Source organism: Neisseria sp., assembly GCF_030523955.1.
Classification (GTDB): domain Bacteria; phylum Pseudomonadota; class Gammaproteobacteria; order Burkholderiales; family Neisseriaceae; genus Neisseria.
Genome location: NZ_JAUNHL010000008.1, coordinates 17,714 through 33,736 on the forward strand (window position 1 = coordinate 17,714; position 16,023 = coordinate 33,736).

General features: G+C 54.1%; 18 protein-coding genes. 10 read left to right on the forward strand and 8 right to left on the reverse strand.

Annotation, left to right across the window (positions count from 1 at the left end; genetic code table 11):
• Positions 1 to 3: 3 nt before the first annotated feature.
• Together Q4C79_RS02815 and Q4C79_RS02820 are read left to right on the forward strand one after the other, a co-directional pair.
• Positions 4 to 621, forward strand: a complete 618-nt coding sequence (locus Q4C79_RS02815; RefSeq protein WP_303089514.1) for a Type 1 glutamine amidotransferase-like domain-containing protein — start codon at positions 4 to 6, stop codon at positions 619 to 621.
• A gap of 72 nt (positions 622 to 693) precedes the next feature.
• On the forward strand, positions 694 to 1,347 hold the full coding sequence (locus Q4C79_RS02820) for a site-2 protease family protein (protein ID WP_303089551.1): 654 nt from the start codon (positions 694 to 696) through the stop codon (positions 1,345 to 1,347).
• A gap of 1,000 nt (positions 1,348 to 2,347) precedes the next feature.
• On the opposite strand, the gene Q4C79_RS02825 is transcribed toward Q4C79_RS02820, so the two are convergent.
• Both Q4C79_RS02825 and Q4C79_RS13175 read right to left on the reverse strand, forming a co-directional pair.
• Entirely contained in the window at positions 2,348 to 2,674 is a 327-nt protein-coding gene (locus Q4C79_RS02825) for an NGK_0946 family protein (protein ID WP_303089515.1), read from the reverse strand.
• 39 nt (positions 2,675 to 2,713) lie between these two features.
• On the reverse strand, positions 2,714 to 2,857 hold the full coding sequence (locus Q4C79_RS13175) for a hypothetical protein (RefSeq protein WP_368492199.1): 144 nt from the start codon (positions 2,855 to 2,857) through the stop codon (positions 2,714 to 2,716).
• Between the two features lie 475 nt (positions 2,858 to 3,332).
• Between Q4C79_RS13175 and mnmG the strand changes: the two genes are divergently transcribed.
• The 4 genes from mnmG (at position 3,333) to Q4C79_RS02850 (ending at position 7,417) form a co-directional block, all read left to right on the forward strand.
• A complete protein-coding gene (gene mnmG, locus Q4C79_RS02835) occupies positions 3,333 to 5,219 on the forward strand; it encodes a tRNA uridine-5-carboxymethylaminomethyl(34) synthesis enzyme MnmG (protein WP_303089517.1) in 1,887 nt (628 codons plus the stop codon).
• A 69-nt stretch (positions 5,220 to 5,288) separates the two neighbouring features.
• Positions 5,289 to 6,551 carry an NRAMP family divalent metal transporter gene (locus Q4C79_RS02840; RefSeq protein WP_303089518.1) on the forward strand — a complete coding sequence of 421 codons (1,263 nt, stop codon included), beginning with the start codon at positions 5,289 to 5,291 and terminating at the stop codon, positions 6,549 to 6,551.
• A gap of 89 nt (positions 6,552 to 6,640) precedes the next feature.
• A complete protein-coding gene (locus tag Q4C79_RS02845) occupies positions 6,641 to 6,772 on the forward strand; it encodes a hypothetical protein (RefSeq protein ID WP_303089519.1) in 132 nt (43 codons plus the stop codon).
• 138 nt (positions 6,773 to 6,910) lie between these two features.
• Positions 6,911 to 7,417, forward strand: coding sequence for a hemerythrin domain-containing protein (locus tag Q4C79_RS02850; protein WP_303089520.1), 507 nt, complete (start codon positions 6,911 to 6,913; stop codon positions 7,415 to 7,417).
• A gap of 337 nt (positions 7,418 to 7,754) precedes the next feature.
• Here the strand turns inward: Q4C79_RS02850 and Q4C79_RS02855 are convergent, their stop codons facing one another.
• The 3 genes from Q4C79_RS02855 to arsC all read right to left on the reverse strand — a co-directional run bounded on the left by Q4C79_RS02855 (position 7,755) and on the right by arsC (position 9,165).
• On the reverse strand, positions 7,755 to 8,033 hold the full coding sequence (locus tag Q4C79_RS02855) for a hypothetical protein (protein WP_303089521.1): 279 nt from the start codon (positions 8,031 to 8,033) through the stop codon (positions 7,755 to 7,757).
• 110 nt (positions 8,034 to 8,143) lie between these two features.
• Entirely contained in the window at positions 8,144 to 8,797 is a 654-nt protein-coding gene (locus Q4C79_RS02860; protein ID WP_303089522.1) for a YdcF family protein, read from the reverse strand.
• Positions 8,798 to 8,802: 5 nt separating this feature from the next.
• On the reverse strand, positions 8,803 to 9,165 hold the full coding sequence (gene arsC, locus Q4C79_RS02865; RefSeq protein ID WP_303089523.1) for an arsenate reductase (glutaredoxin): 363 nt from the start codon (positions 9,163 to 9,165) through the stop codon (positions 8,803 to 8,805).
• A 155-nt stretch (positions 9,166 to 9,320) separates the two neighbouring features.
• On the opposite strand from arsC, the gene Q4C79_RS02870 reads away from it, so the two are divergent.
• Positions 9,321 to 9,794 (forward strand): TlpA disulfide reductase family protein, encoded by a 474-nt coding sequence (locus Q4C79_RS02870; RefSeq protein ID WP_303089524.1) that lies wholly within the window; start codon positions 9,321 to 9,323, stop codon positions 9,792 to 9,794.
• Between the two features lie 172 nt (positions 9,795 to 9,966).
• Here the strand turns inward: Q4C79_RS02870 and Q4C79_RS02875 are convergent, their stop codons facing one another.
• From Q4C79_RS02875 to Q4C79_RS02885, 3 genes are all read right to left on the reverse strand, one after another.
• A complete protein-coding gene (locus tag Q4C79_RS02875; protein WP_303089525.1) occupies positions 9,967 to 10,698 on the reverse strand; it encodes a TIGR00730 family Rossman fold protein in 732 nt (243 codons plus the stop codon).
• A gap of 65 nt (positions 10,699 to 10,763) precedes the next feature.
• The gene (locus tag Q4C79_RS02880; RefSeq protein WP_303089526.1) at positions 10,764 to 12,059 is read right to left on the reverse strand and encodes a pitrilysin family protein; all 1,296 of its coding nucleotides are present in this window, start codon (positions 12,057 to 12,059) and stop codon (positions 10,764 to 10,766) included.
• 36 nt (positions 12,060 to 12,095) lie between these two features.
• Positions 12,096 to 13,454: a pitrilysin family protein gene (locus Q4C79_RS02885; RefSeq protein WP_303089527.1), complete on the reverse strand. Its 1,359-nt coding sequence runs from the start codon at positions 13,452 to 13,454 to the stop codon at positions 12,096 to 12,098.
• 192 nt (positions 13,455 to 13,646) lie between these two features.
• On the opposite strand from Q4C79_RS02885, the gene Q4C79_RS02890 reads away from it, so the two are divergent.
• From Q4C79_RS02890 to lspA, 3 genes are all read left to right on the forward strand, one after another.
• Positions 13,647 to 14,549 carry an ABC transporter ATP-binding protein gene (locus Q4C79_RS02890; protein ID WP_303089528.1) on the forward strand — a complete coding sequence of 301 codons (903 nt, stop codon included), beginning with the start codon at positions 13,647 to 13,649 and terminating at the stop codon, positions 14,547 to 14,549.
• A 2-nt stretch (positions 14,550 to 14,551) separates the two neighbouring features.
• Positions 14,552 to 15,307, forward strand: coding sequence for an ABC transporter permease (locus Q4C79_RS02895; RefSeq protein WP_303089552.1), 756 nt, complete (start codon positions 14,552 to 14,554; stop codon positions 15,305 to 15,307).
• A 162-nt stretch (positions 15,308 to 15,469) separates the two neighbouring features.
• Complete coding sequence (gene lspA, locus Q4C79_RS02900) at positions 15,470 to 15,970, forward strand: signal peptidase II (protein ID WP_303089529.1); 501 nt, start codon at positions 15,470 to 15,472, stop codon at positions 15,968 to 15,970.
• The last annotated feature ends 53 nt before the right edge of the window (positions 15,971 to 16,023 follow it).

Genomic DNA, 16,023 nt, shown 5'->3' on the forward strand with positions numbered 1-16,023 from the left:
AAGATGAAACTTTTTCTTAGCTCTTATTTCGCCGAAACCGCCACACTGCTGAAAGCCTGTCTGAACGAAAATATGCAGGGAAAAACCGTGGCGTTCATTCCCACCGCAGCACGGGTTGAACAGGCAGATTTTTATGTGGACGAAGCCCGCGCGGCTTGGCGGGCATTGGGTGTTAATATCGAAGAAACCGATGCCGCCGTTTTAAATGCGGAGCAGCTGGCTGAAAAACTGCGCCGCTGCCACTATATTTACGTTTCCGGTGGCAATACCTTCTACCTGTTGGAGCAACTGCGGCTCAAACAGGCCGATGGCGTTATCCGGCAGCAAATCGCCGAGGGCAAACCCTATATCGACGAATCGGCCGGCAGCATGATATTGGCGGGAAATCTCGCCTATGCGCGCGAAATGGACGATGCCGCCGCCGCTGCGTCAGCCGGCGACACAGGCTTGGGCATCATCGGTATTTGCCCGCTGCCGCACGACGGCGAATACCCGTTTGCCGACGTTACCGCTTTAATCCGGCAGAAATATGCGTTTCTGCCCCTTTATCCGCTCAACAACAAGCAGGCCGTGTTTATCGACAGCGATAAGGGCATACAAACCACCGTGGAGGCCGTTTAAAAACCTGCAACGGTTTTTACGGTTCGGCCGGTTTCAGACGTCCGGGATTAATTTAATTCAAAAAGGAAAACCATTTTGCAAAACTTCGATTTAGGTACATTTTTATTGGCGGTCTTGCCGGTCTTGCTGGCGATAACCGTACACGAGGCCTCGCACGGCTATATGGCGCGCCACTACGGCGACCGTACCGCCGAGCAGCTCGGCAGGTTGACGCTTAATCCTTTGGCGCATATCGATCCGATCGGCACCATTCTGGTGCCCTCGGTGATGTTCTTTACCACCGGTTTTCTGTTTGGCTGGGCCAAGCCGGTGCCGGTGGTGACGCGTAATTTCCGCGACGCCCGTATGGGTATGCGGATGGTGGCGATTGCCGGGCCTTTGTCGAATTTGGCGATGATGTTCGGTTGGGCGGTATTGATGATGCTCTCGCCTATGGTGCCGGAAAGCTTCCAATATCCGTTGCAAATGATGTCGCGCTTCGGCATTACCATCAATGCCGTGCTGTTCGTGCTGAATATGCTGCCGATTCTGCCGCTGGACGGCGGCCGCTTCCTCGATACTTTCCTGCCGCCCAAAGCTTCGATGCAGTTTCAGAAAATCGAGCCTTACGGTACGTGGATACTGGTCGGCCTGATGTTTACCGGCTTGCTGGGCGTGATTATGAATCCGTTCCTCACCATTATTTTGGGTATGGTGCAAAGCTTTATGCGCTTGTTTATCGGCTGAGAGTAAACAGTAAACGGCCGTTATTCCGATATAGTATGGAATAACGGCCGTTTTGATTTTATAGCGAATTAACTTAACTTTCGCGAAGGCTCTTGCGCCTTAGCTCAAAGAGAACGATTTTGTAAGCCGCTAAAGCAGCAACAGAATCGGTTTCGTACTAGTTGTACTGGCTTCAGCTTGCTGTCTTGTATCGAAGTCATTCAATCCGCTATAGTAAACGCTTATTCATCCAAAGAGGAATAATACAAAACCGTACCGCAGCGGCTGCAAAAATGCTCTTCTACTGAATTGTGGTGGCGGGTTTGTCGCGTAAGAATTTCACTGTTTTGACAGCGGTAACACCGCACGCAGCTGCATTTGACAGTATCGGGATAGCGCCATCGGTACCAGCGCAGGTTTTTTAGCTGTGCCAAAGCCATGCTGCGTGCGTGTGCACGTTGCGTTAGGATAGCGGTAACACCAATCCACGTTACAAATAATAATCCATATGTTAGCAGGGACATATTCTCTCCAAGCCATAGGGCGTTTGTTATTATATTTTGAAGTTTTTTTAATGGTGCTGACGTAGGGGGAGGGGAAGATGGAAATCGACAGTTGTAGTTTTGAGTGATACGCCAAGCAGAAGTTTATTTATTTAAACCGTCTGTCATTATCGCTGATATGTCGCCATTAAGTGCAGAATTTGTCGTTTTCGGCGTTGATAAAAGACAGATGGCTATATAGGGGTGAATGTATGTTAATGTGAGGTACAGAATGGGGGATGGTTAAGCGGTGTTCTTAGGGTCTGTTAATAATTAACGCAACGGCGGTATTTTTGACCAAAAATACCGCCGTTGCGTTAATTGTCGACAGCCCCTAGCGCTTTTGTGATTTTTTGATGAATGGGACAAAAATAAAGTAGTTGGTGTTTTGAGCTTAATTAAAACAGAATACTTCCCCGATGTTGAGTATGGAATCGGAGAAGTATTCTATATTCAGATAAAATCGCTATAAAATAGGTTTAGAACCAAGCTTTGATGGCAGCAGCCGTACCGGCAATACCGCCCACCAAGCCTACGCCTTGACCAACAGTACCCATGGTGCCTCGGATCTCATCACGTTTGTTTTGACGCTTTTCACGCTCCAAAGCCAATTCTTCCGAAACGTTGGTGCGTTGACGACGGTGTTGTTCCAATTCAGCGCGCGACAGTTGTGCTGAAGCACGATTGCGACCGGCTTTGATAGCAGTAGAATCGTCACCCATAGCGTAATCGCCTACGGAACCGCCGGTGGCGCAACCGGTCAGCACAACGGCAGTTAAAGTTAAAGCAAGCAAACCCTTTTTCATGGTAAATACTCCGGATATTTTCATTAAGTTAATAAGGTATTAACGGATAATGTAGATTTTGCGGTCGCCGTAAGCGCGTCTGATGGCATCGGCTTCGTCCATCATCTCTTCGCGACGTTCGGCACGACGCTCGGCACGTTCGGCGCGTTCAACATCTTGGACGCGGCGGGAATCTTCAGCCATTCTGGCTTCCTGTTCAGGACTAACGGTTAAAGTGCGGTGACCGTAAGAACACGCACTCAGTAAAAGAGCAGCCAATAAGGCTGGAACTATGGTTTTCTTCAGCATATGGTTTACGTTTGGTGAGTGGATAAGATAATATTTTACATATTATAACAAATTAATCGATAAAATACAAGATATTAAGTTAATTGATGCTTAGTGAATGCTAAAGAGTAAGGCTGTGTACAGGTTAGTGTGTTTGGGTTTTTGGCTATAAAATTGGTATGGGAAGGAAAGTTTAGCAATTAATGGGTTAAATTATTGGTGGTTTTGAAGGATTTTGCTGATTTTTGGTGATTGGCCGCTAAGAATAGTGTCGTATTGTGTTGGTTGCAGTATTGCGACAAGATGGGATTGAAATAGAGCCTGTCTGAAACTTTCAGACAGGCCTAAAAGCGCGTACAATCACACTATTTTTCCCAACGCATTCAATATCATGATTTACCCCAAAACCTACGACGTGATTGTGGTCGGCGGCGGCCATGCCGGCACCGAAGCTGCGCTGGCCGCCGCACGCATGGGCGCGCAAACGCTTTTACTCACCCACAATATCGAAACCCTCGGCCAAATGTCGTGCAACCCTTCCATCGGCGGCATCGGCAAAGGCCATTTGGTGCGCGAAGTCGATGCACTCGGAGGCGCGATGGCGCTGGCCACCGATATGTCGGGTATCCAGTTCCGCCGCCTGAACGCCAGCAAAGGCGCGGCGGTGCGCGCCACCCGCGCGCAGGCCGACCGCATTCTTTATAAGGCCGCCATCCGCGAAATGCTGGAAAACCAGCCGAACCTCGAACTTTTTCAGCAGTCGGTGGAAGACATCACGTTGGCAGGCGAGCGCGTAGCGGGCGTGATAACCGCGATGGGGGTGGAATTCAAAGCCCGCGCCGTGGTGCTGACTGCCGGCACGTTTCTGGCGGGCAAAATCCACATCGGTTTGGAAAACTACGCCGGCGGCCGCGCCGGCGACCCGGCTGCGCAAGGTTTGTCGGGTCGTCTGAAAGAATTGAATCTGCCGGTATCGCGCCTGAAAACCGGCACGCCGCCGCGCATTGACGGCCGCACCATCGACTTTTCGCAACTCACCGAACAACCCGGCGACACGCCCGTGCCGGTGATGTCCGTGCGCGGCAATGCCCACATGCACCCGCGCCAGGTTTCCTGCTGGATTACCCACACCAATCTGCACACGCACGAGATTATCCGCTCCGGTTTCGACCGCAGCCCGATGTTTACCGGCAAAATCGAAGGCGTGGGGCCGCGCTATTGCCCGTCGATCGAAGACAAAATCAACCGCTTCGCCGATAAAGACAGCCACCAGATTTTTCTCGAGCCGGAAGGCCTGACCACCCACGAATACTACCCCAACGGCATTTCCACCAGCCTGCCGTTTGATATTCAGCTGGCGCTCGTGCGCTCGATGAAAGGCTTGGAAAACGCCCACATCCTGCGCCCCGGCTATGCCATCGAATACGACTATTTCGACCCGCGCAACCTCAAAGCCAGTTTGGAAACCAAAACCATCGCCGGCCTCTTCTTCGCCGGCCAAATCAACGGCACCACCGGCTACGAAGAAGCCGCCGCACAAGGCTTGCTGGCCGGTGCCAACGCCGTGCAATATGTGCGCGAACAAGAGCCGCTTCTGTTGCGCCGCGAGCAGGCTTATTTGGGCGTGTTGGTGGATGATTTGATTACCAAAGGCGTGAACGAACCCTACCGCATGTTTACCAGCCGCGCCGAATACCGCCTGCAATTGCGGGAGGACAACGCCGATATGCGCCTCACCGAAGAGGGTCGTAAAATCGGCCTGGTCGGCGAAGCGCAATGGCGCGCGTTCAACGAAAAACGCGAAGCCATTGAGCGCGAAATCCAGCGCCTGAAAACCACTTGGTACACGCCGCAAAAATTGCCCGAAAGCGAACAAGTGCGCGTGTTCGGCCAAAAATTATCGCGCGAAGCCAATCTGTATGACTTACTGCGCCGTCCCAATCTCGACTACGCCCTGCTGATGACGCTGGAAGGCGCAAGCCCCGAGCAATGCCTGTCTGAAAACGTGGTCGAGCAGGTGGAAATCCAAGTGAAATACCAAGGCTATATCGACCGCCAAAACGACGAAATCGAAAGCCGCCGCGACATCGAAACGCTGAATCTGCCCGTCGACATCGACTATAGCAAGGTCAAGGGCTTGTCGGCTGAGGTGCAGCAGAAACTCAACCAGCACCGCCCCGAAACCGTCGGCCAAGCCAGCCGCATTTCCGGTGTTACGCCCGCTGCGGTGGCGCTGTTAATGGTACATTTGAAGCGTGGGTTTAAAGACGCGAAGTAGCTAAGATTCACCGGCAACCTGCGCTCCCGGCTCGCTTTTCTAATATTCCAATCAACCCGGAGATTCAACATGAACGAAAAAACCCTAAACGAAACCTCGCGTTGGCGGCAACGGCTGCGGGCGATGGGGCCCGGCATCATGATGGCTTCGGCGGCGGTGGGCGGCTCGCACATCATCGCCTCCACCCAGGCCGGCGCTTTGTACGGCTGGCAGTTGGCGCTGATTATCGTGCTGGCCAACCTGTTCAAATACCCGTTTTTCCGCTTCGGCCCGCAATATACGCTGGAAACGGGCAGAAGCCTGCTGGAAGGCTATGCCGAAAAAAGCCGCGTGTATTTGTGGGTGTTTTTCGTGCTCAATCTGTTTGCCACGGTGATTAACACCGCGGCGGTAAGCATGTTGTGTGCGGCGATTTTGAGCTTTGTGCTGCCGGGCGAGTGGTCGATGAACGCGCTTTCCGTTGCCGTATTGGCTTCCGCAGTATTGATGCTGCTGGTGGGGCCTTACCGCACGGTAGACAGTATGTCGAAAATCATCATGATCAGCCTCACCATCACCACGGTGGCGGCGGTGGCGGTGGCCGCTTCCAAAGGCGCGCAGATGCAGCCGGGCTTTATCGAACCGAACCCTTGGAACCTCGGCGCGCTGGCGTTTATCGTGGCGCTGATGGGCTGGATGCCGGCGCCGATCGAGATTTCGGCCATCAATTCGCTGTGGGTGTCGGCCAAGCGCAAGCTGGAAAAAGTAAGCTATGAAGACGGCCTGTTCGACTTTAACGTCGGCTACATCAGCACCGCTATTCTGGCGATTGTGTTTCTGGCGCTGGGCGCGCTGGTGCAATACGGTTCGGGCGTTGAAGTAAAAATGGCGGGCGGCGCCTATATCGGCCAGCTTATCGATATGTATGCCAAAACGATCGGCGAATGGTCGCGCTGGCTGGTGGCGTTTATCGCGTTTGCCTGTATGTACGGCACCACCATTACGGTTATCGACGGCTATTCGCGCACCAATATGGAGTCGATGCGCCTGATTTTGCGCCGCCCCGAAAGCGAGCGCAGCAACCGTATTCTGGCAGTGTGGATTGTGTTTGCTGCTATTACCGGTTTGTGCGTGATGCTATTTTTCAAAGGCGCGGTGCTGGCGATGCTGAAATTCGCGATGATTGCCTCGTTTGTGAGTACGCCGATTTTTGCCTATCTGAACTTGGCGCTGGTGCGCAAAGGCGAGCATAAACTGCAACCGTGGCTGATGTGGCTGGCATGGGCGGGCTTATTGTATTTGAGCGGTTTCGCGGTGCTGTTTTTGCTGAATCAGGCTGGCATTGTTGCTTAAAATCCGACGGCACGCCGGCTTGATATTCGGGCGTGCCGCTCCCATACTGTTTTACATCTGATTCAAACAACGCAACGGAAAGCACTATCATGGATGAACAAGATTTCGATTTGGATAATTTGGACCAACTGCTCGACGGTTTCGACGGCGTTACCGTAGAAGGCGGCGTGGATACCGATAAGGAAGAAGACGCCTGTGCTGGCGGCGCATGCAAAATTTAACTGGGAAGAAGGGTGCGATTAACGCGCCCTTTTGTTTAGGTAGCCATGTGTGTTCGGTCTATAAATGCCTGTCTGAAACACGCAGAGAAGGTTTTTCAGACAGGCATTGCCCATTATTTTGCTTTCAAGAAGGTTATCATGGATTTATTCGACACCCGCAGCGTTACCTTTGCCGAACCGATTGAAATGCTTTATGCCTGCCACGGCAAGGTGAGGCGCTTTTGCGAACAAATAGACAAACTGCCGGATTATCTGGCGGCCAACGGCTGCAATGAAGTGGTGCGGCAGGCGCTGGGGCAGATTGGCCAGTATTTCAATGTGGCGGCACCTTTGCACCATCAGGACGAAGAAGAGGATTTCTTCCCGCTGTTGCTGCGTTATTTCCCGCAGGCGGCGGATGCGGTGGCGCAATTGCAGCGGCAACACGAAAGCCTGCATGAAAATTGGGCGGCAGTAGAGCGCGAGTTCGAAGGATTGTTGGAGCATAAGACGGATGTACTGCAAACCGAGGTACTGCAAAGGTTTAGCACGGGCTATGCCGCGCATTTGGCGCTGGAAGAACCTTTGTTTGAGATGGGAAAACAGCTGCCTGAAGACGAGTTGGCCGTTATCGGCAATCGGATGGCCGCCAGACGGCGGGGTTGAGACGGCATACTTGGGTCAAGCCCGAGTGTGACGAAATATAAATAAATTCAGAATTAAAACAGTTTTTTGCAAATGTCTAGGTTTGATAAACAAAATGCCTGTCTGAAAAAAGTTTTCAGACAGGCATTTTTTCTTTCCGATGATTCGGTGGCAGCTGTTATATAGCGGATTTAATTAATTTCCGACACAAGGCAGCAAGCCGCAGACAGTACAAGTAGTACGAACAGATTCTGTTGCTGCTTCAGCGGCTCACAAAATCGTTCTCTTTGAGCTAAGGTGCAGCAACGCCGTAGCGAAAGTTAATTAAATTCGCTATATAACTTCTATTGGCCGCCTATCATGACTGCTTATCTACTTCTGTTTGCACGGTTTCGTAATATGGCCGGTCAAATAACTCTCCCTCCCAAACAGCTTCTCCCTTTATGCCGTGCGCTTCCATAAAAGGCACGTAGGAATAGAAGTCTTTTTCATATTCGCCGTAATGTATTTTCATGTTTTTTAACCACACCGCATCGCATTCGTCGCATAAGATGATTTCTTCGTTAAGATGTTTCGGTTTCGCATGATAGAGATAACCTTGTTCGCAACAGGGGCAGATTTTGATTGGGTTATCCATCGATTTATCCGTATCGGTTCGTGGGGTAGAATTTATGGGTATTTGTTAGGGGCTGTTGATCAAAAACCGCTTACCGTTAATTGTCAACCGCCCCTAAGCATACGGCTTGGTCAGTGCGGCAGTTTGTCCAGCCATTGTGCCCAGTGATAGGCAAACAGGGCATAGGTTTCCTGCATCAGGAATCGGCGGCGCTTTTCGCTGTCGGTATAGAGGCTGGTGGGCGTGCCGGAGGTTTGGGCGGCGATACCCAAATCGTCGGCCATTGCCTGCGCGCGCGCCAGATGCAGCGGGTCGCTGACGATAATCACGCTGTCGATATCGTTGTTGCGCAGCAGCGGTTGGATGTTGCGCAGGTTTTCGTAGGTATCGCGCGAGGTGTTTTCAAACAGGATATCGCTGCGCGGCACGCCTTGTTTGAGGGCATAGCGGCGGCCGACTTCGGCTTCGGTCATAAAGCCGGGTTTGGGCGTGCCGCCGGTGAAAATCATTTTTTTTACATTGCCGCCTTGATAGAGGGCGATGGCGTGATTGATGCGTTCGCGAAACACCGGCGAGGGATTTTTATCCCAAGCGGCGGCGCCGAGTACCACGGCGGCATCGGCGCGGATGGCGGGGTTGGGTTTGGCATGGCCTGCACGGTAGACTTGATAAAAACTGTACGCCAATACGCCGCCGACGATTAAAGTGGCGGTGAGCAGGCTCAGCATCAGGCCGCGGAAAAACAGGCGCAAGAGGCTGGCGGGGCGCAGAAGTCGTGCAAACATAGGCATTAGGCAGGCAAAATGGCCTCGATGTTTTCCAGCGGCCGGCCGATGGCGGCGCGTTGGCCGGCTACGGCGATCGGCCGTTCGAGCAGCGCCGGGTGTTCGGCAATGGCTTGCAGCAGTGCATCGTTATTGAGATCGGGGTTATCCAGCGCGAGGGTTTTGTATAATTCGTCTTTTACCCGCATCATCTCACGCGGGTTTTCCAAGCCAAGCTGTCGGAACAGTTGCTTGAGGGTGGTGAAATCGGGCGGGGTGTCGAGATAGCGCACCACTTGGTGCGGCAGACGGCGCGTTTCGAGCAACTCGAGCGCGGCGCGTGATTTCGAGCAGCGCGGGTTGTGGTAGAGGATAATGGTTTCGCTCATGGTATGATGGGGCGTTTGCCGTTTGGTTTGAGAACTTCATGGCATTGTAAACGATATGCCGCGCCTTGTCGTGTGGCGGTGCTAAGCGGGTAGATGCCTATATGGCGCGGCGGTATTGTGTCAACACTCCCTAGCGTAAGGAAAGGTTTGAACGGATGAAAAGATTTTTGATGGCGGCGGTGTGTTTGCTGGCCTTGCCGCTGATGGCGTCGGAATTGGTGGCTTGGCCGGGCGGAAAACCGCAGCGTACGGAGGCTTTGCGCGAGCCGGTGCAGGTAATCAATTTGTGGGCGACTTGGTGCGCGCCTTGCCGCAAGGAAATGCCGGCGATGTCGGCTTGGTATGCCAAGCAGCCTAAAGGCAAGGTGGCGCTGGTGGGTATTGCGTTGGATAACGAAGAGAATATCGGGCGCTTTTTGAAATCCACGCCGGTACGTTATCCGGTTTGGCGTTATACCGGCAACGACAGCCGCGCTTTTATGAAAACGCTGGGTAATGAAATCGGCGGCTTGCCCTTTACGGTGGTCGCGATCAAGGGATGCGGCTACCGCGAGCGGATTACCGGCGAGGCGGACGGTAAAAAGCTGGATGCGGCGGTGAAAAAATTGCAAGCGCAGTGCCGGGCGTAACGCTTTGTCGCCAAGCGGGATCTCAAAGCCTGCCGGTGCTTAAGATACTCGGGCCAAGCCTGGGTATGACGGTGCTGCTTTTAAAGAAGTGTTGTAACCGAATAAACCATAAAGCTTTGCGGCAAAAATGCCTGTCTGAAAAACTTTCAGACAGGCATTTTGTTGATAGCCTTTATAAGCCCAGTTCCCATTGGTTGTTCGGCAGCCGGCATACGCCGTCGAAGCAGTTTTCGTAGTGCTGGAAGATGGTGGCGACGATTTCGTCTTCGTCGTCGCACAGTTGCAGCAGCGACATATCATTCTCACCGATTAGGCCGCGTTGGCCCAGTTGTTCGTGCAGCCAGTCGAGCAGCCCCTGCCAGAACGGGCGGTTAACCAAAATAATCGGGCGGGCGGGGGTTTTGCCGGTTTGTACCAGAGTGAGACTTTCGAACAATTCGTCGAGCGTGCCGAAGCCGCCGGGCATCACCACATAGGCGATGGCGTGTTTGACGAACATTACTTTGCGCGGAAAGAAATGCTGGAAGGTAACCGATAAATCCTGATAAGGATTGGCGTGCTGCTCGTGCGGCAGCTCGATGTTGAGGCCGACCGAGGGGCTTTTGCCGGCGAATGCGCCTTTGTTGGCCGCTTCCATGATGCCGGGGCCGCCGCCGGAGATAACGGAGAAACCGGCATCGGAAAGCTTGCGCGCGAGCCGTTCGGTAAAGAGGTAGTCGGGTTCTTCGGGCCGGATGCGGGCGCTGCCGTAAATGCTGACGGCAGGTTGGATGGCGCGCAATTCTTCGCCGGAAGCGACGAATTCCGACATGATTTTCAGCAGATGGTAAGACTCGCGCGCTTGGGTTTCAAAGCGGATGTCTTCGGGCAGCTTGGGCTGAGGCAGTTTTTGGATCAGGCTCATGATGTGGTTTCCGGTGTCAGTAATCGGATGATGGGATTGTAAGGTTTAAACGGACGGCTGTCAGCCTAGCCGCCGACCACCACGATATTCAGGTTTTCCGGTTTGACGCGGCGCTGCCAGGCGTTTTTGACGTCTTCAACCGTTAAGGCTTCGATTTTTTTCGGATACTGTTCCAGCCAGTCGGCCGGCAAGTCGTACAAACCGATCATGCCCAGATAGCCCAGCAGTTTTTGGTTGGTATCGAAACGCAGCGGGAAGCTGCCGATGATATTGTCTTTGGCTTGCTGCAATTCGGCTTCGGTGGGGCCTTCGGCAATAAAACGGCGCAACACGTTTTCGGCGGCGTTAAGCGCTTGCGGCGCTTGCGATTTTTGGGTGGCGAATTGGATAACGAAGCGGCCTTTTTCGCGCTGCGGCAATAAGTCGCTGGATACGCCATAAACATAGCCGTGCTCGTCGCGCAGGGTTTTCATCAGGCGGCTGTCGAAGCCGCCGCCGCCGAGAATGTAGTTGCCGGCCACCAAGGCGAAATAATCGGGATCGTTGCGGCTGATTAAGGGCATGCTCAACACCACCTGCGCCTGTTCGCTGGCAAACGGAATATTCGTGCGGCGGCCGGTTTGTTCGGTTACCGGCGGCACTTGGGCGGCGCTTTGCGCTTTTTCAGGCAGGCCTTTGAGCAGGCGCGAAACCAAGCGGTCGGCTTCCCGACGGTTAAGATCGCCCACCAGCGCGACGACCGCACCTTGTTTGGCATATTGGTTGCGGTGGAAGGCTTTGACATCGTCCAGCGATACGGCGCGCAGGCTTTGCACACTGGTGTAGGCGGAGGCGGAGTAGGGATGTTGCGGATAATCGAGTTTCACCGATTCGCGTTGGGCGATGTAAGCCGGGTTGCTCTCGTTCTGTTTCAGTGCTAACTCGGCCTGTTGGCGGGTTCGCCGGAACACTTCGCCATCGTAGCGCGGCTGTGCAATGGCTTGCTGCATCAGCTCGCCGGCGCGGCGCAGGGTGGCGGGGCGGCTGAGGCTGCGCAGGCTGAGGCTGCTGCTTTCTTTGTTGCCGTCGCTGTTGAGATAGATTGCCAATTCGTTGATTTTCTGATTGAAGCTTTCTTCGTCGTATTGCGCGGTGCCGTTGGTCAAGAGTGCGGCGGCAAAGTCGGACACGCCGTTTTTGCCCGGCAGATCGGCAATATTGCCGCCGCCGGGAAATTGCACGCTGATGTCGACAATCGGGTTTTCATGGCGCTCGACCAGCAATACGGTGGCGCCCTCGGCGGTACGCCAGCGCTGGATATCGAAGGCGTGGGCGGCGGGTAATACCAGCAAAAGCAGGGCGGTGGTGAAAAGTTTGTTCATTGGTTTTCCTGTGCATAAAGGTTTTCAGACAGGCATTTAATGCACTGCGCCGCTCGGATTCAAATCGGCAGGGGCGGCGTTTTGTGCGGCGCCGGGGCGGGGGTTCACAATCGCCAGCGTTTGTTTTTCGGGTTGCAGCAGGCGGGCGGCGGCTTGTACGTCGGCGGCAGTAACGGCGGCGAGGCGGCGGCGGATTTCGGCTTCATCGCGGTAGCTGAATCCGTTGGCTTCCAGTAAACCAATGAGCGCGGCCTGGTGCGACATCGAATCGCGGGCGTAGATTTCTTGCGCTTCGCTTCTGTGGCGGATGCGCTGCAATTCCTGAGGGCTGACGCCGTTTTCGGCGATATCGGCAATTTCCCGGTTCACCAGTTCTACCAGTTCGCGGGTATCGGTGCCGGCGGAAGGCAGGCCGTTAACGATAAACAGCGGGGTTTCGCGGCTGAGCAAATCATAGCTCACGCTGATGCCCAGCGCTTTTTCTTTGCCGCGTATCAGGTTTTTATCGAGGCGGCTGGAGGAGTCGCCGCTGAGAATGTCGCCCAACACATCGAGCGCATAAGGGGTTTTGTCGTCCAATTTGCCCAAAGCGGGTACTTGCCAGGCCAGAGCGAACAGGGGCTGGGCGGTCAGCGCTTCGCTGACGCTCTGTGCCGCTTGGCTGCCGCTGTCTTTCAGCGGGTTGCGCGCCGGTTCGGCGGCTTTGGGCAGGCGGCCGAATTGTTGCTCGACCTCTTTCAGGGTCTTTTTGGCATCGACATCGCCGACAATAATCAGCATGGCATTATTGGGCGCATACCAGCGGCGGTACCAACTGCGCAGATCATCAGCGGTGAGACGGTCGAGATCGGCGCGGTAGCCGATGATGGGCGCGCGCAGGTTGGGCAGGCGGTAGGCGGCCAGGTTGAGGTTTTCCCACAGCTTGCCGCCGGGATCGTCTTCGCTCCTCATCCGCCGCTCTTCCTTAATCACATTCATTTCATTGGCAAAGTCGCGGTCGCTGAAATTCAGATTGACCATGCGGTCGGCTTCCAGTTTCAGCACTTCGGGCAGATTGCGCACGGCGATATCGGTTACGTACACGGTGGAATCGCGCGAGGTATAGGCGTTGTCCTGCCCGCCCAAGGCCGAAATGCGGCGCGAAAATTCGCCGGCGGGAACGGTATGGGTTCCTTTGAACATCATGTGTTCCAGTGCGTGGCTCAAGCCGGTTTTCCCTGCCTCTTCGTCTATGCTGCCGACGCGGTACCACAGGCGAGATACCGCTACCGGCGCGCGGCGGTCTTCTTTGATGATAACGGTCATGCCGTTGGGCAGCGTGTGTTTGAGCGTTTCGGCAGAAAGCGGGGCGCAGAAGAGGGCGGCGAGTGCCAGTAAAGTCATCGGACGCGGCATGACAAAATTCCTTGGATAAACAGGTCTGAATCATAGCATAAAGCGTTGGGAGGGCGGGGAGCGGGAAAAGTTTCCGCCCGGTACCGGATATGGCCTGTCTGAAAACTTTATTTCAGACAGGCATTTTGGCGTGAAGAGGGCAGAGTCGATATAATATCGGCTTTCTCATCAGTTCTTACAAATAAAAAAACAATGACCACAGCCATTCACATCAGCCGTGCCGAAAAAACCTATGCCAACGGCTTTACCGCGCTCAAAGGCGTTAGTTTCGACGTGGGCGAGGGCGAATTCTTCGGCTTGCTCGGCCCCAACGGCGCCGGTAAAACCACCCTGATTTCCTCCATGGCAGGCCTGAGCCGTTTGAGCCAGGGCAGCATCAGCATCATGGGGCACGACGTGCAGCAAGACAGTTACGCCGCCCGCATGAGCCTCGGCGTGGTGCCGCAGGAATTGGTGTTCGACCCCTTTTTCACCGTGCGCGAAGCCTTGCAGTTCCAATCCGGCTATTTCGGCATCCGCAACAACAACGATTGGATAGACGAAATCCTGCATCATTTGGGCTTAACCGATAAAGCCGACACCAATACCCGCCGCCTTTCCGGCGGTATGAAGCGGCGTGTGATGGTGGCGCAGGCATTGGTGCACCGGCCGCCGGTGATTGTGCTCGACGAGCCGACCGCCGGGGTGGATGTCGAACTGCGCCACAGCCTGTGGACTTTTATGCGCAAACTCAACGGTGAGGGACACACCATCGTGCTCACCACTCATTATCTGGAGGAAGCGCAGGAAAACTGCGGGCGCATTGCCATGCTCAAGCAGGGAGAACTGGTGGCGCTGGAGCGCACCGATGTTTTGCTGCACGGCGACAAAGGCGTGCGCATCGAATTGCTGCTCTCTGCCGAAATCCCCCAGCCGCTGGCGGCCAAGGCGGTTTCGCAAAACGGTTTGCGCTATGTATTGAAGCTGGATACTTATAACGAAGTGGCGGATGTCCTGATTTTTCTCAAAACCGCCGGAATTAATGTGCAGCAGATGGAAATTTTGGAAACCGATTTGGAACAAGTGTTTATCAACCTGACAGGAGCGGGCGCATGAATATGACCGGCTTTCCCACCCTGCTGCGTAAAGAGGTGATGCGCTTTGGCAAAGTGTGGCAGCAAACCTTGGGCGCGCCTATTCTCACCGCGCTGCTTTACCAATTGATTTTCGCCCAAGCCATCGGCAAACACGTCGAAGCGCTGCCCGGCGTGCCGTATAACGCATTCCTGATTCCCGGGCTGGCGATGATGAGCATGATGCAAAATGCGTTTGCCAATGCTTCTTCCAGCCTGATTCAGTCGCGGATTACCGGCAATCTGGTGTTTATCCTGCTGCCGCCGATATCCAACGCCGCTTTTTTCTCCGCCTACATCAGCGCAGGCATCATCCGCGGTTTGGCCGTCGGACTGGGTATTTTGGTTTGTACCGCCTGGTTTGGTTTGCCTGTGCCCGCGCATTTGGGTTTCGTGCTTGCCTTTGCGTTTCTCGGCTGCCTGTTTATGGCCGCCTTCGGCCTGATTGCCGGCATTTGGGCGGAGAAGTTCGACCAATTGGCCGCTTTTCAGAATTTCCTGATTATGCCCTTAACCTTTCTTTCCGGCGTGTTTTATTCCATCAACAGCCTGCCGCCATTTTGGAAGGCGGTGAGCCATGCCAACCCGGTTTTCTATATGATAGATGGTTTCCGCTACGGCTTTTTCGGGGTTTCCGATGCCAACCCCTGGCTTTCGCTCTCGGTGGTCGGCGGTTTCGCGCTGGTGGTGAGCTCGGTGGCGTTCAGGATTTTGCAATCGGGCTGGAAGCTGCGCAGTTGATGTTGTTGCGCGCCAAATGTTTTTCAGACAGGCATAGGCCTGTCTGAAACGTTTTCTCCTTGTCCGTTCAATAAAAAATTGCAAACGGATACCGGATGTTGTGTCGGTTTAACCGACAAATCGGGTACAATGTCGCCCTTTATGTCTATCGGTTTATCATTCATGACCCAGGCCAAAACCTCCAAACTTCCTTATCTGCTGCTGGTGATTGCGGCGATTGTGCTCGACCAATTGAGCAAAACCGCGGTGTTACAGCGCTTCGAATACGCCGAGCGGGTGAACGTGATCCCCGGCTTTTTCGATCTGACCTTGGTATACAACCCGGGCGCGGCCTTCAGCTTTCTGGCCGATCAGGGCGGTTGGCAGCGTTATTTCTTTTTGCTGCTGGCGGTGGTGATTTGCAGCTTTTTGGCGCGCGAAATCATTAAAGACAAATTCGGCGCTTGGGGCAAATGGGGGGCGGCAATGGTGATCGGCGGCGCGATCGGCAATGTGGTCGACCGCCTGTTGCACGGCCACGTGATTGATTTTCTGTTGTTTTATTGGCAAAACTGGTTTTACCCGGCTTTTAATATTGCCGATAGCTTTATCTGCGTGGGCGTGGTGTTGATGTTGATCGACGGTTTCCGCCATAAAGCGCAGCAGCCCGAGAAGCCTGTCTGAAAACAGGCTGCCGAATGGCGAATGAACAACCGGCCTGATATTTCGAGAGGATG

Bases quoted from the DNA above. Each gene is read 5' to 3' on its own strand.
- Q4C79_RS02875 (WP_303089525.1), bottom strand. From the start codon at position 10,698: ATGAGCCTGATCCAAAAACTGCCTCAGCCCAAGCTGCCCGAAGACATC.
- Q4C79_RS02860 (WP_303089522.1), bottom strand. From the start codon at position 8,797: ATGTTTGCACGACTTCTGCGCCCCGCCAGCCTCTTGCGCCTGTTTTTC.
- Q4C79_RS02815 (WP_303089514.1), top strand. From the start codon at position 4: ATGAAACTTTTTCTTAGCTCTTATTTCGCCGAAACCGCCACACTGCTG.
- Q4C79_RS02890 (WP_303089528.1), top strand. From the start codon at position 13,647: ATGACCACAGCCATTCACATCAGCCGTGCCGAAAAAACCTATGCCAAC.
- Q4C79_RS02870 (WP_303089524.1), top strand. From the start codon at position 9,321: ATGAAAAGATTTTTGATGGCGGCGGTGTGTTTGCTGGCCTTGCCGCTG.
- Q4C79_RS02840 (WP_303089518.1), top strand. From the start codon at position 5,289: ATGAACGAAAAAACCCTAAACGAAACCTCGCGTTGGCGGCAACGGCTG.
- mnmG (WP_303089517.1), top strand. From the start codon at position 3,333: ATGATTTACCCCAAAACCTACGACGTGATTGTGGTCGGCGGCGGCCAT.
- Q4C79_RS02825 (WP_303089515.1), bottom strand. From the start codon at position 2,674: ATGAAAAAGGGTTTGCTTGCTTTAACTTTAACTGCCGTTGTGCTGACC.
- Q4C79_RS02885 (WP_303089527.1), bottom strand. From the start codon at position 13,454: ATGCCGCGTCCGATGACTTTACTGGCACTCGCCGCCCTCTTCTGCGCC.
- Q4C79_RS13175 (WP_368492199.1), bottom strand. From the start codon at position 2,857: ATGGCTGAAGATTCCCGCCGCGTCCAAGATGTTGAACGCGCCGAACGT.
- arsC (WP_303089523.1), bottom strand. From the start codon at position 9,165: ATGAGCGAAACCATTATCCTCTACCACAACCCGCGCTGCTCGAAATCA.
- Q4C79_RS02880 (WP_303089526.1), bottom strand. From the start codon at position 12,059: ATGAACAAACTTTTCACCACCGCCCTGCTTTTGCTGGTATTACCCGCC.
- lspA (WP_303089529.1), top strand. From the start codon at position 15,470: ATGACCCAGGCCAAAACCTCCAAACTTCCTTATCTGCTGCTGGTGATT.
- Q4C79_RS02895 (WP_303089552.1), top strand. From the start codon at position 14,552: ATGACCGGCTTTCCCACCCTGCTGCGTAAAGAGGTGATGCGCTTTGGC.
- Q4C79_RS02850 (WP_303089520.1), top strand. From the start codon at position 6,911: ATGGATTTATTCGACACCCGCAGCGTTACCTTTGCCGAACCGATTGAA.
- Q4C79_RS02845 (WP_303089519.1), top strand. From the start codon at position 6,641: ATGGATGAACAAGATTTCGATTTGGATAATTTGGACCAACTGCTCGAC.
- Q4C79_RS02855 (WP_303089521.1), bottom strand. From the start codon at position 8,033: ATGGATAACCCAATCAAAATCTGCCCCTGTTGCGAACAAGGTTATCTC.